Source organism: Neptunomonas japonica JAMM 1380, from assembly GCF_016592555.1.
GTDB classification, from domain to species: Bacteria; Pseudomonadota; Gammaproteobacteria; order Pseudomonadales; family Balneatricaceae; genus Neptunomonas; species Neptunomonas japonica_A.
In genome coordinates this window covers 4,056,190-4,069,624 of sequence record NZ_AP014546.1, presented here as the reverse complement: position 1 = coordinate 4,069,624, position 13,435 = coordinate 4,056,190, and the positions used below count along the sequence as shown (strand labels likewise).

The following is a 13,435-nucleotide window of genomic DNA, read 5'->3' as shown; positions in this document are numbered from 1 at the left end:
GTAGAGATGCAAACCATTCCCAATAAAATGGGTAACTACTTTTTAGAACAACCGCGAGAGGTAATGGCGTGAATATCAATCTAACCATCATTGGTCAGGCCATCGCATTCGCTATCTTTGTTATGTTCTGCATGAAGTATGTATGGCCACCAATTACAGGTGCCCTAGCAGAACGTAAGAAAAAGATTGCTGAAGGTCTGGACGCTGCTGAACGTGCTCAGCGCGATTTGCAATTAGCACAAGAAAAAGCTGTTGCGAATATGCGTGAAAGCAAAGAGCAGGCAGCCGCCATCATCGAACAGGCTAATAAGCGGGCTAGTCAACTAGTCGACGAAGCTAAAGAGCAAGCACGTGTTGAAGCAGAACGCATCAAGACAGCAGCTCAAGCTGAAATCGAACAGGATGTTAACCGTGCTAAAGAAACTCTTCGTTCACAGGTTGCTGCACTTGCAGTAGCTGGAGCTGAAAAGATTCTTGAGAAGTCGGTCGACAAAGCAGCCCACGCTCAGCTGGTTGATAAACTAGCAGCGGAGCTTTAAGCGAGGTTTACGATGGCTGAACTCAATACAGTCGCTCGTCCTTACACAAAAGCTGCATTTGAATTCGCTCAAGAAAAGGGCAATTTAGATCAGTGGTCAACAATGCTATCAACAGCTGCAGTAGTGGCAAATGATAGTGTGATGGCTAATGTGTTGGGCAATCCTGCGCTAACGAGTGAGCAAAAAGCAGGCGCTATGGTATCGGTATGTAAAGATCATCTGGATGAAGCAGGTGAGAATTTCATACGGTTACTAGCTGGAAACCAGCGTCTTGGTTTGCTCCAAGAAGTTAATGCGCAGTTCGAGCAGCTCAAAGCAAATTTGCTGAAGTCAGTCGATATCGATTTGACAACTGCTTATGAACTGGATGAGCAACAGCAACAGAAATTAACTCAGGCACTCAGCGCTAAGCTGGGTCGGGACGTAACACTAACATCTACCGTAGATAAAGATATCTTGGGTGGTGTTGTAGTACGGACACAAGACCTGGTAATCGACGGCTCAGTTCGCGCCCGTTTGGCGAAACTAGCTGAAGCACTTAATTCCTGAGTATGAGGAATAACCATGCAGCAACTGAATCCATCTGAGATCAGCGAGATTCTCAAGAAGCGCATCGAAAAGCTGGATGTGTCTTCTGAAGCCCGAAATGAGGGCACTATCGTCAGCGTATCCGATGGTATCATTTTGATCCACGGACTAGCTGACGTAATGTACGGGGAAATGATCGAATTCCCTGGCAGCATTTACGGTATGGCGCTCAACCTTGAGCGTGACTCTGTCGGTGCAGTAGTATTAGGAGATTACCAAGGCCTAGTCGAGGGCATGACTGCTCGTTGTACTGGCCGTATTCTTGAAGTACCGGTCGGACCGGAACTACGAGGCCGCGTTGTTGACGCGCTAGGTAACCCAATCGACGGAAAAGGCCCTGTTGAGGCTAAATTGTCTGACGCTGTTGAAAAAGTAGCGCCAGGTGTAATTGATCGTCAATCAGTTGACCAGCCTGTACAAACAGGTTTGAAAGCAATTGATGCGATGGTACCTGTAGGCCGTGGTCAGCGTGAGTTGATTATCGGTGACCGTCAAATCGGTAAAACAGCTATCGCGATTGATGCGATCATTAACCAGAAAGGTACTGGTGTAACGTGTATCTACGTTGCCATTGGTCAGAAGCAGTCTACGATTTCAAACGTAGTGCGTAAGCTGGAAGAGCATGGCGCAATGGATCATACCATTGTCGTAGCTGCCGGCGCTTCTGATCCTGCATCCATGCAGTTCCTAGCTCCTTATGCTGGTTGCTCTATGGGTGAATATTTCCGTGACCGCGGTGAAGATGCTTTGATCGTATACGATGACCTGACTAAACAGGCATGGGCATACCGTCAGATCTCTCTGTTGTTACGTCGTCCACCTGGTCGTGAAGCTTATCCTGGTGATGTTTTCTATTTGCATTCTCGTCTACTTGAGCGTGCTGCTCGTGTAAACGCTGATTACGTAGAAAAATTCACAAATGGTGAAGTGAAAGGTCAGACCGGATCTTTGACAGCTCTACCGGTAATCGAAACTCAGGGCGGTGACGTTTCTGCTTTCGTACCAACCAACGTTATCTCCATCACTGATGGTCAGATCTTCTTGGAAAGTAGCCTGTTTAACGCAGGTGTACGTCCAGCGATCAACGCTGGTTTGTCTGTATCCCGTGTAGGTGGTGCAGCACAGACTAAGATCATCAAGAAGTTGGGTGGTGGTGTACGTCTGGCGCTTGCTCAGTATCGTGAATTGGCTGCGTTCGCGCAGTTCGCATCTGATCTTGATGATGCAACACGTGCACAATTGGAGCATGGTCAGGCTGTTACTGAGCTAATGAAGCAGAAACAGTACTCACCAATGTCTGTTGCAGATATGGGCCTTAGCCTATTTGCAGCAAACGAAGGTTTCCTGAAAGACGTTGAAATTAACAAAATCGGTAGTTTTGAAGCTGCTCTGATCTCTTTCTTCAACAGCGAATATGCTGATCTGATGAACGATATCAACAAGAGCGGTGGCTTCAGCGACGAAATCGCTGCACAGTTCAAAGCAGGTATTGATAAGTTCAAGTCAACTCAGACTTGGTAAGCACTCAGTGAGTGGTGGCCTGTATTATTTTGCAGGCCTTTACTAAGTTAAGGTTAGATAGGCGGATCTATGGCAGTCGGAAAAGAGATTAAGACGCAAATAGCGAGCATCGGTAGCACACGCAAAATTACCAGCGCCATGGAAATGGTTGCTGCGTCAAAGATGCGTAAAGCTCAGGATCGCATGCATTCTTCCCGCCCGTACGCTCGCAGTATCCGTGGTGTTATTCAGCATTTGGCAAAATCAAATCCTGAATACAAGCATCTTTACATGCAAGAACGTGAAGTTAAACGTGTTGGTTACATTATTGTAGCAACTGACCGTGGACTTTGTGGTGGACTGAACATTAATTCGTTCAAGAAAGCCATGTTAAGCATGAAAGAGTTCAACGACAAAGGCGTCGAGATTGACGTTTGTGCGTTAGGATCTAAAGCTGTTTCATTTTTTAAGACTTACGGTGGTAACGTAGTAGCAGCAAAAACCCATTTGGGTGATCAGCCAGAAGTAACGGATCTGATCGGTGCTGTGAAGGTTATGCTGGATTCTTATTCTGAAGGCAAGCTGGATCGTCTGTACGTTGTGTCTAACACTTTTGTTAACACAATGACGCAGGCCCCGCAGGTTGAACAAGTGCTTCCACTGAAAGCAGAAGACGATGAGGCGCTGCTGAATCATCACTGGGACTATATTTATGAACCTGATGCTAAAGAACTGCTGAATGGCCTTCTTATGCGTTATGTTGAGTCCGAAGTGTATCAGGCAGTAGTTGAGAATAACGCCTGTGAACAGGCGGCGCGAATGCTGGCAATGAAAAGTGCAACTGACAATGCCGGTGATTTGATTGACGAACTTCAAATGATTTATAACAAAGCTCGTCAAGCAGCAATTACTCAGGAAATTTCTGAAATTGTTAGTGGTGCTGCGGCTGTTTAATGCGGTGAACGGGTTAAAATTTAAGAGGATCCGAACATGAGTAGCGGACAAATTGTTCAGATTATAGGCGCGGTAGTCGATGTGGAATTTCCACGTGACAGCGTACCTAAAATTTACGACGCGCTGACCGTTTCAAAGAATGGTCTGACACTAGAAGTTCAGCAGCAGCTGGGCGACGGTGTTGTACGTGCGATCGCGATGGGCCAGACTGAAGGTACTAGTCGTGGCTTAGAAGTGAATAATACTGGTGCTCCAGTTTCTGTACCTGTAGGTACAGCAACATTGGGACGCATCATGGATGTACTAGGTAACCCAATTGATGATTGTGGTCCTATCGGTGAAGAAGAGCGTATGCCTATTCACCGTAAGGCACCTACTTATGCTGACCAAGCAGCCTCTAACGAGCTGCTTGAAACCGGCATCAAGGTTATCGATTTGGTATGCCCATTCGCCAAAGGTGGTAAAGTTGGTCTGTTCGGTGGTGCCGGTGTAGGTAAAACCGTAAACATGATGGAGCTTATCCGTAACATCGCTATTGAGCACTCAGGTTTCTCAGTATTTGCAGGTGTTGGTGAGCGAACTCGTGAAGGGAACGACTTTTACTACGAGATGAAAGAGTCCAATGTATTGGACAAAGTATCTCTGGTTTATGGTCAGATGAATGAGCCTCCAGGAAACCGTCTGCGTGTAGCGCTGACTGGCCTGACTATGGCTGAGAAATTCCGTGATGAAGGTCGTGACGTACTGTTGTTTGTTGACAACATTTACCGTTACACACTAGCAGGAACTGAAGTATCAGCTCTGCTAGGTCGTATGCCTTCAGCGGTAGGTTACCAGCCAACGCTGGCAGAAGAGATGGGTGTTCTTCAGGAACGTATTACATCAACTCATACGGGTTCTATCACGTCTATCCAGGCGGTATATGTACCAGCGGATGATTTGACGGATCCATCTCCTGCAACTACTTTCTCACATCTTGATGCGACAGTTGTATTGTCTCGTCAGATTGCAGAGCTAGGTATTTATCCAGCAATCGACCCATTGGATTCTTCTTCTCGTCAGTTAGATCCTTTGGTAATCGGTCAGGAGCATTATGACATTGCTCGTAATGTGCAGGGTGTTCTTCAGCGTTATAAAGAGCTGAAAGATATCATTGCTATCCTAGGTATGGATGAGTTGTCTGAAGAAGATAAGCAGGTTGTAACACGTGCTCGTAAGATTCAGCGTTTCTTGTCTCAACCGTTCTTCGTTGCAGAAGTATTCACTGGTTCTCCAGGTAAGTACGTATCTTTGAAAGACACTATCCGTGGCTTTAAAGGAATTTTGGAAGGTGAATACGATTCACTTCCAGAGCAAGCGTTCTACATGGTCGGTGGCATTGAAGAAGCTGTTGAGAAAGCCAAAGGCATGTAATTGCTTTTGGTAAACCTTTAGAAGGAAAACAACATGGCTATGACTGTTCATTGCGATATCGTAAGTGCTGAAGAAGAGATCTTCTCTGGTCTGATCGAGTTCGTATCAGTAACAGGTAGCCTGGGTGATCTGGGTATCTACCCAGGTCACGCTCCGCTTCTGACGGAACTGAAACCAGGCCCTGTCGAAATGCGTAAGCAGGGCGGCGAACAGGATATCTTCTACGTATCTGGCGGCTTCCTAGAAGTACAGCCTAACAAGATCATCGTTTTGGCAGACACTGCATTGCATGCAGGCGATCTGGACGAAGCGGCTGCTCTTGACGCGCAGAAACACGCTGAACAAGCGATGGGTGATAAGCAGAGCGAATTCGAATACGGTCGCGCTGCTTCTCAGCTGGCTGAAGCTGCGGCTCAACTCCGCACGCTACAGCAAATTCGCAAAAAGCTCAGTAAATAAGACTGACGTCGTTGAGTTACAATCGAATAAAAAGGCAGCTTCGGCTGCCTTTTTTGTGTCTGAAGCTTGCTTCAAATAAGTAGAAAGCTTTAAAGAACACCCCACAATGTATCAAAAATAATCTTTTGAGCTGCAGAGACCTCTTTTGAGTCAATCAGTACTGCTGTTGGGTAGTTATTGGAGGCTAAAGAGATAATCGCACATTTTGGTGGATATATAGCAATATAAGCGGCATCCACATGACCTTCTGTTTTTATCCATTTTCTCTCTGAAAGCTCTGCATCTTCCCCGCCGTCACCTATGGCAATAACTCTGACGCCAATCTGTTTTTGGATCCTCTGGGCGGTGTAATTTGGGAAGGGCCTATACAGATGAGAGCGTATTGGCTTTGATGAGAAGACAGAATACTGTCGCTCATTACTTTTAGAAACACTACTCAAAATATCTCTGAGTACGAATTCAATACCGTCATCCCCTTCATAAAATTGAACATTAGCAGCAGAAAAGTCCGGTTTGAGATGATTTAACTCTGGAATAATCGAAGTTTTTAGCTGTTGTATCGTATTTTCTATCTCATGTTGCCTTTGTTCAGCTAGCTGTAAGAGTACTTCAGGGTTACGCGGAGAGAAAAGGCGGCGCTTTCCTTTTGGTAAATAGCTGACAATACCTTTTTGTAAAAGCCCTTTTAAGCAGTCGTAAGTTGTACCACGATTAATACCGGCTTTATCGGCAATGCTCCTTATAGGGCTAGGGCCTAGCGACAGTAAGGCGCGGTAGATCGTTATTTCTCGCTGGTCAAAGCCGAGTCTTTCAAGAATAGAATATTGCATTTGTCAAAATTTTCCAGACAAAAAGTATTGTATAAGTTGAACTATAATATAGATTAGCGGACATAAATAAATTCTGCCAATAACACATCATAAGATGCTACAGGATCGGATAATGACAACGGATATTGTAATCCTTGCAGCGGGCCAGGGAAGCCGCATGAAATCTTCTCTGCCAAAAGTTCTACATGCTGTCGCTGGAAAGCCGATGGTGAAACATGTATTAGACCAAGCTCGTCATATAGAGCAGGCAAAGCTTCATGTAGTCATTGGGCACGGTGCCGCATTATTAGAAACCGCTCTTGCTAATGAGCAGCTAACCTTCTCTATGCAAAAGGAGCAGCTTGGGACAGGACATGCTGTTGCTCAAGCGCTGCCTAACGTTGATCCTGAAGGCGTTACATTGATCCTGTATGGGGATGTGCCGCTAACCCGCTCTGAGACAATGCAGCAATTGGTTGATATTGCCGCTAAAGGAAATTTGGGTTTATTGACAGTACATCTACAAAACCCAACGGGCTATGGTCGAATTATTCGTAATGATGCCAATAAAGTCATTGCCATTGTTGAGCAGAAAGATGCTTCAGATGAGCAGCTTAAAGTAACAGAAGTTAATACTGGCATAATGGCAGTACCTACAGGCTTGTTGCTTAAGTGGTTACCACAGCTGTCTTCGAATAATGCTCAGGGCGAATATTATTTAACCGACATTATTGCTATGGCAGCAGAGGAAAGTGTTTCCATAGAGACTCAGCACCCTGCTTGTGAGCAAGAAGTTCAGGGCGTTAATAATCGAGTTCAACTAGCTGAACTCGAACGTTGGCACCAGTTACAGCAGGCAGAAGTTCTAATGCTGAATGGTGCAACACTAGCAGACCCATCTCGTGTAGATGTAAGGGGTAATGTATCAGTAGCTGGTGATGTCATTATCGATGTAAACGCGGTGTTTGAAGGCGATGTAGTGTTGGGTCACGGTGTATTGATTGAACCTAACTGCATTATTAAAAATGCAACGATCGGTGATAACACACATATCCGCGCTAATAGTGTCATAGAAGACTCTACGATTGCCGCTAATTGCGACGTAGGACCTTTTGCTCGAATTCGCCCGGGTACCCAGCTTGCTGCTGGGGCTAAAGTGGGGAATTTTGTAGAGACCAAAAAAGCTATTGTCGGCGAAGGATCAAAAATTAATCATCTTAGTTATGTAGGTGATGCGGTTATCGGTAAAAATACTAATATTGGCGCAGGCACAATCACCTGTAACTATGATGGTGTAAATAAATCATTGACTGAAATTGGTGACCAAGTATTTATTGGTTCAAATACTGCTTTAGTGGCGCCGGTTAAGATAGGCTCTGGTGCTACTGTTGGTGCTGGTTCTACCATTACCAAAGAAGTGATCCAAAGCCAGCTTGCGGTAGCACGTGGCAAACAAACTAATTTGTCTAACTGGCAGCGCCCAGTCAAGAAAGGCTAAGGAGAAGCAAGTATGTGCGGTATTGTTGGAGCAACAGCTGAGCGTTCAGTATCAGGGATTTTATTAGAAGGCTTACGTCGTCTGGAGTACAGAGGGTATGACTCTGCAGGCATGGCTATTTGGGATGGCGAGTTAATTCATCGATTACGCCGCGCTGGCAAGGTGCAGGCATTAGCTGATGCACTGGATGACGAACCTTTGATCGGTTCTGCTGGTATAGCACACACGCGCTGGGCAACACATGGCAAGCCTTCTGAACATAATGCTCATCCACATATGTCAGGCACATCTGTCGCGGTTGTGCACAATGGCATTATTGAGAACTTTGAAGAGCTAAAGTCAGAACTGATGATTTCTGGTTATAACTTCAGTTCACAAACGGATACCGAAGTTATTGCTCATTTATTAGACCGAGCAATTAAATCAGGTGCCGATCACTTAAGTGCTGTGAAAGATACGGTTGCTTCTTTGGATGGTGCTTTTGCACTGGGTGTTATTCATGAAGATAAACCTGGTGAGCTAATCGCTGCACGTCAAGGTAGCCCTTTGGTGATTGGTGTGGGTATTGGTGAAAACTTTATCGCGTCTGATCAGTTAGCACTGTTGCCAGTTACCGATCGCTTTATGTTTTTAGAAGAAGGTGATATTGCACACCTAACAAGAGACGAAATTACCGTTTGGGATATTAATGGTGAGATCGTTGAGCGAGAAGTCACCCAGTACGAGCACGCCACTTCAGCGACAGAGAAGGGTAAGTTCAAGCATTTCATGATGAAAGAGATCTATGAGCAACCAACGGTTACATTGGCTGCCTTTCAGGATCGAATTCAAGATGCGCTAGTTAATGAGCGCGCATTTGGTGAACAGGCTGCAGCTATTTTTGATCAGGTTAAGCAAATCCAGATAATAGCGTGCGGTACGAGTTATCATGCAGGACTCATTGCTAAGTATTGGATGGAAGGGCTGGCGGGTATTCCTTGTCATGTTGAAGTCGCAAGTGAGTATCGCTATCGTCCAGTTGTGATTCAAGAAGGCACCTTGTTTATCTCTATCTCTCAATCAGGAGAGACGGCTGATACACTCGCTGCGCTGCGTGATGTTAAAGATCAAATTTTAGCGAGTCTGACGATCTGTAATGTTCCGGGAAGCTCATTGGTTCGAGAGTCTGATCTGTGCCTAATGACCAATGCTGGGCCTGAAATAGGCGTGGCTTCAACCAAGGCTTTCACGACCCAGCTCGTATGTTTGCTGTTAACAACGCTGGTTATTGGTCGACGCTTTAAAATAACAGAAGCATTGGAGCATCAAATAGTTGAATCAATGATGTTATTACCCGCATTGATTGAAGAATCACTGCAAATGGATAGTGATATTGAGCTAATGTCGCAAGCCTTTGCTGAAAAGCAGCATTCTTTGTTCTTAGGTAGAGGTACGCTTTACCCGATAGCAATGGAAGGGGCGTTAAAGCTTAAAGAGATCTCTTATATTCATGCAGAGGCTTATCCAGCCGGAGAGCTTAAGCATGGACCTTTGGCGTTAGTTGATAAAGACATGCCTGTTGTTACGGTTGCTCCACGCAATGATATGTTGGATAAACTTAAAGCTAACTTACAGGAAGTCAGTGCACGTGGTGGAGAGTTGTTTGTTTTTGCTGGCTGTACACAAAAAGTGCAACCGGGTGAAGGTATTCACGTATTAGGTATGCCTGATATGCCTGAAATACTTGAGCCGATCGTTTATACGATCCCATTGCAGCTTTTGTCGTACCATGTGGCTGTGTTGAAAGGCACCGATGTTGACCAGCCTCGTAACTTGGCAAAATCTGTAACGGTAGAATAAAGCACTAGCTCATTTTTTGATCGCAATGATTAAAACCTATGACAAGCAAGCGGTTCTGTGAGGGGCAGCTGATAGATAGAGGTGTTAACGTTTTTTGAAATAACACCCGTAAGTAATGTCCACTTTCAGGAGTGGGCATTATTTTTATGCCTGGTAGGTCCATTGCGTCCTTTCTCTTTGATATATATATTTTATATGCTCACAATAGAACCCCAAGTTCATAAAAAGGCTTTTTAAGACGATGACATCGCAACGTGCAGGTCGAGGCCCATCAGTAACTCGAGTTATGGAAATAGTGGAAGCGGTTTCCTCCTTAGAGCAGCCGATGTCACCCGCAGATCTTTCATTTCATTTGGGTATTCCAAAAGCTAGTTTGCATCGCCTTATTCAACAGCTAGAAGATGATGGCTACATTCAAATAAATATGCGTGGAAAAGTGGTACCCGCAAGGCGTATGTACAAAGTCGCATTAGGGGTTTTGTACAGCAGCCGCTTTCAAATTCAACGCCAAGCAATTTTACAACGGTTGGGCCGTCAGCTAGATGAAGCCTGTGGGATTGCAATTCCGGATGGAACAGAGATGGTCTATTATGACCGAGTCGAATCTAGCTGGCCTTTACAGTTTAACCTTAAGGCGGGTAGTCGGGTGCCATTATGGTGTACATCTAGCGGTAAGTTGTATCTTAGTTTTCTCCCAAAAAACATGCGCCATCGGGTAATAAATAACCTCCCACTCGATAAGCTGTCTCGTTCAACGTTAACGGATCCGGATTCTCTTGAGGAGTCTTTGATCTTGACTCGCGCCAATGAGATGGGCATTGATAATGAAGAATATATCGATGGTATGGTGGGGTGCTCAGTACCTATTAAGAATGAAGATGGGCAATTTATTGCAAGTTTATACACCCATGTTCCTGTTGTGCGGAAAAGCCTTGAGGAATTGAAGGCGTATGAGCCGTTATTACGACAGGCAGCAGCTGAAATCAGTGATTTGCTGAACTCTCCCGTTATGGATAGCGGAGAGTGACCTGTAAATACAAGGTCTGTTTTAATTGATACAAAGCCTTGGTTAAAAAACCAAGGCTTTGGTTGGTCTAAGTATTACGCTGGGAATGAGAAATCGACGCCTTCTCGAACGCCGCTAGAAGGCCAGCGTTGAGTGATCGTCTTACGTTTGGTGTAAAAACGTACAGCATCGGGACCGTATGCATGTAAATCACCAAATAAAGAACGCTTCCAACCACCGAAACTATGGTAAGCAACAGGGACAGGTAGTGGAACGTTGATTCCTACCATGCCTACTTGGATATTGTCAGAGAAGTAACGTGCTGCTTCGCCATCACGAGTAAAGATACAAGTACCATTACCGTATTCGTGATCGTTGATCATCTGCATTGCTTCATCCATGCTGTTCACACGAACGACCTGTAGGACAGGACCAAAAATTTCCTGCTTGTAACTCTCCATATTAGTGGTGACACCATCAATCAAGGTGGCGCCAACGAAGAAGCCGTCTTCGAATCCTTCAATTTTAGGGTTGCGGCCATCTACCACAATTTTTGCACCATCTTGCTCGGCACTGTCGATGAAACCAACGACCTTCTCTTGATGCTGGCGTGTAATGACTGGGCCAAAGTCATTGCTGCTATCAGAGTAAGCACCCACTTTAAGCGGCTGCATAGCGACACTCATTTTTGAAATGAGAGCATCAGCTGCTGCATCACCTACAGCAACGGCCACTGATAATGCCATGCAACGCTCACCAGAAGAGCCAAATGCAGCGCCTAACAGTTGGTTAACGGCGTTATCCATGTCGGCATCAGGCATGACGATAGCGTGGTTTTTGGCACCACCGAGTGCCTGACAGCGTTTTCCATTGGCGTTAGCAGTCGTGTAGATATATTCAGCGATTGGCGTTGATCCGACGAAACTAACTGCTTTTACACGCTCATCACGTAGCAATACATCAACCGCTTCCTTATCACCATTTACTACATTTAACACACCGGCTGGCAGTCCAGCTTCGTGAAGTAGTTCAGCAACCAGCATAGCTGAAGAAGGGTTGCGCTCAGATGGCTTAAGGACAAAGGTGTTACCGCAAACAATTGCCATTGGGTACATCCACAACGGCACCATTGCTGGGAAGTTAAATGGAGTGATACCCGTAACCACACCGAGTGCTTGAAATTCGCTCCAGCAATCGATTCCTGGACCAACATTTCTACTGTGTTCGCCTTTTAACAGTTCGGGAGCCGCGCAGGCATATTCGACGCATTCGATACCGCGTTGTAGTTCGCCCATGGCATCATGACTAATCTTACCGTGTTCTTCTCCAACAACTTCAGCAATACGTTCGGCGTTTTTCTCTAACAGCTCTTTAAAGCGAAACATGATTGCCGCACGCTTTTGTGGAGGAGTATTGCGCCATGCCGGGTAAGCCGCTTCAGCAGCTGCAATGGCTTCTTCCACTGTGGCTGTGCTGGCTAAGGCGACTTTTTTGCTCGCTTGGCCGGTTGCTGGGTTATAGACCGGCGTTGTACGTGTGTTATCAGCCAATGCTACTGCGCGATTGTTGATTAGATGTCCTACAGTTTTCATAAGTGGTTACTCTCTTCATTAAAGGCTTTATAAAGGGGTTAATAGTCTTTTTAATTCCAAAGGGTCTTATAAATGGCAATGATTTCGTCTTTACTTGGAACACGAGGATTGTTGCCGGGGGATCCTGAATTAAGTGCTTGTGTTGCCATCTCCTCTAGTAAAGACAGAAACTGCTCCTGATCGATACCAAATTTTGAAGGTGTCGGTACTTTCAGCTCATCGTTAAGCGCATGTAGCTCGCTTAATAGTTTTTGATTGGCTTGCTCGGTATTGTCTTGTGAGTCGGCAATACCCATCGCGCGGGCGCAGTCGGCATAACGCTCTGGCGCGCCCTCGATCGAAAACTCAGTTACGCTTGGCAACAGCATTGCGTTTGATAGGCCATGGGGGACATGGAAAAACGCACCTATCGGGCGGCTCATACCATGAACCAGAGCAACTGAGGCATTAGAAAAGCCAATGCCGGCTAAGGTCGAACCTAGCATCATGGCTTCACGAGCCTGTTTATCTTTGCCGTCGTGAAAAGCGCGACGCAGATTAGGGCCGATCAAGCGCATAGCTGCAAGGGCTTGTGAGTCGCTGTAAGCGTTGGCTTTTTTGCTGACGTAGGCTTCCATCGCATGCGTGAGGGCATCGATACCGGTATCGGCGGTGATCCTTGGTGGTAGGCTTAGAGTCAAGTCAAAGTCGACCAAGGCGGCTACTGGCATAAAACCAAGGCCAACACAGAGCATTTTCTCATCGTTAGCTTCATCGGTAATAATAGTGAACTTGGTAGCTTCGGAGCCAGTGCCAGCGGTGGTTGGCACAGCGATTATCGGTAATCCCAATTCATTGACGATTCTTGGGAATTTATAGTCGCGCATCGAGCCACCATATTTGCCAAGAATGGCAATGGCTTTGGCGCTATCGATTGGGCTTCCGCCACCGACAGCGATAATTGCATCGTAGTTACCGTTACGAACCTTGTCTACGCCGGCCATGATCGACCCAATGGTAGGTTCAGGAACGGTATCATCAAAAACATCACAGCTAATGTTATGCTTGGATAATGCTTCTTTAATACGACTAACATAGCCCAGCTCAACCATTACTTTGTCGGTAATGATGAGCGGTTTTTGGCAGTTAAGGCTGGCCAATACAGATGAAATCTCTTGGCTAGCACCTTCACCCACCTGCATGATACGAGGCAGTATTATTTGAGTAGACATTTTGTCTCCTACATTTTCAGATTATTA

Annotated in this window: 12 protein-coding genes; 9 read left to right on the top strand and 3 right to left on the bottom strand. The window is 45.7% G+C overall.

Annotated features, from left to right (window positions below; translation table 11 throughout):
• Positions 1-68 precede the first annotated feature (68 nt).
• From NEJAP_RS19200 to NEJAP_RS19175, 6 genes are all read left to right on the top strand, one after another.
• Positions 69-539, top strand: a complete 471-nt coding sequence (locus tag NEJAP_RS19200; protein WP_028468209.1) for a F0F1 ATP synthase subunit B — start codon at positions 69-71, stop codon at positions 537-539.
• 12 nt (positions 540-551) lie between these two features.
• Positions 552-1,088, top strand: a complete 537-nt coding sequence (locus NEJAP_RS19195) for a F0F1 ATP synthase subunit delta (RefSeq protein ID WP_201348686.1) — start codon at positions 552-554, stop codon at positions 1,086-1,088.
• 15 nt (positions 1,089-1,103) lie between these two features.
• Positions 1,104-2,648: a F0F1 ATP synthase subunit alpha gene (gene atpA / locus NEJAP_RS19190; RefSeq protein WP_201348685.1), complete on the top strand. Its 1,545-nt coding sequence runs from the start codon at positions 1,104-1,106 to the stop codon at positions 2,646-2,648.
• Positions 2,649-2,717: 69 nt separating this feature from the next.
• Positions 2,718-3,581 (top strand): F0F1 ATP synthase subunit gamma, encoded by an 864-nt coding sequence (gene atpG, locus NEJAP_RS19185; RefSeq protein WP_201348684.1) that lies wholly within the window; start codon positions 2,718-2,720, stop codon positions 3,579-3,581.
• A 36-nt stretch (positions 3,582-3,617) separates the two neighbouring features.
• On the top strand, positions 3,618-4,994 hold the full coding sequence (atpD, locus tag NEJAP_RS19180) for a F0F1 ATP synthase subunit beta (RefSeq protein ID WP_201348683.1): 1,377 nt from the start codon (positions 3,618-3,620) through the stop codon (positions 4,992-4,994).
• Between the two features lie 33 nt (positions 4,995-5,027).
• Positions 5,028-5,453: a F0F1 ATP synthase subunit epsilon gene (locus NEJAP_RS19175; protein ID WP_201348682.1), complete on the top strand. Its 426-nt coding sequence runs from the start codon at positions 5,028-5,030 to the stop codon at positions 5,451-5,453.
• Between the two features lie 89 nt (positions 5,454-5,542).
• On the opposite strand, the gene NEJAP_RS19170 is transcribed toward NEJAP_RS19175, so the two are convergent.
• Positions 5,543-6,283, bottom strand: a complete 741-nt coding sequence (locus NEJAP_RS19170; RefSeq protein WP_028468203.1) for a TrmB family transcriptional regulator — start codon at positions 6,281-6,283, stop codon at positions 5,543-5,545.
• A 112-nt stretch (positions 6,284-6,395) separates the two neighbouring features.
• Here NEJAP_RS19170 and glmU point away from each other — a divergent pair, with 112 nt between their 5' ends.
• The 3 genes from glmU (at position 6,396) to NEJAP_RS19155 (ending at position 10,626) form a co-directional block, all read left to right on the top strand.
• Positions 6,396-7,760, top strand: coding sequence for a bifunctional UDP-N-acetylglucosamine diphosphorylase/glucosamine-1-phosphate N-acetyltransferase GlmU (glmU, locus tag NEJAP_RS19165; protein WP_201348681.1), 1,365 nt, complete (start codon positions 6,396-6,398; stop codon positions 7,758-7,760).
• Positions 7,761-7,772: 12 nt separating this feature from the next.
• A complete protein-coding gene (gene glmS / locus NEJAP_RS19160) occupies positions 7,773-9,599 on the top strand; it encodes a glutamine--fructose-6-phosphate transaminase (isomerizing) (RefSeq protein WP_201348680.1) in 1,827 nt (608 codons plus the stop codon).
• A 241-nt stretch (positions 9,600-9,840) separates the two neighbouring features.
• Positions 9,841-10,626 carry an IclR family transcriptional regulator gene (locus tag NEJAP_RS19155; RefSeq protein WP_201348679.1) on the top strand — a complete coding sequence of 262 codons (786 nt, stop codon included), beginning with the start codon at positions 9,841-9,843 and terminating at the stop codon, positions 10,624-10,626.
• A 74-nt stretch (positions 10,627-10,700) separates the two neighbouring features.
• Here the strand turns inward: NEJAP_RS19155 and NEJAP_RS19150 are convergent, their stop codons facing one another.
• Both NEJAP_RS19150 and NEJAP_RS19145 read right to left on the bottom strand, forming a co-directional pair.
• Entirely contained in the window at positions 10,701-12,197 is a 1,497-nt protein-coding gene (locus NEJAP_RS19150) for a CoA-acylating methylmalonate-semialdehyde dehydrogenase (protein ID WP_201348678.1), read from the bottom strand.
• Positions 12,198-12,247: 50 nt separating this feature from the next.
• Positions 12,248-13,408 carry an iron-containing alcohol dehydrogenase gene (locus NEJAP_RS19145; RefSeq protein WP_201348677.1) on the bottom strand — a complete coding sequence of 387 codons (1,161 nt, stop codon included), beginning with the start codon at positions 13,406-13,408 and terminating at the stop codon, positions 12,248-12,250.
• Between the last annotated feature and the right edge of the window lie 27 nt (positions 13,409-13,435).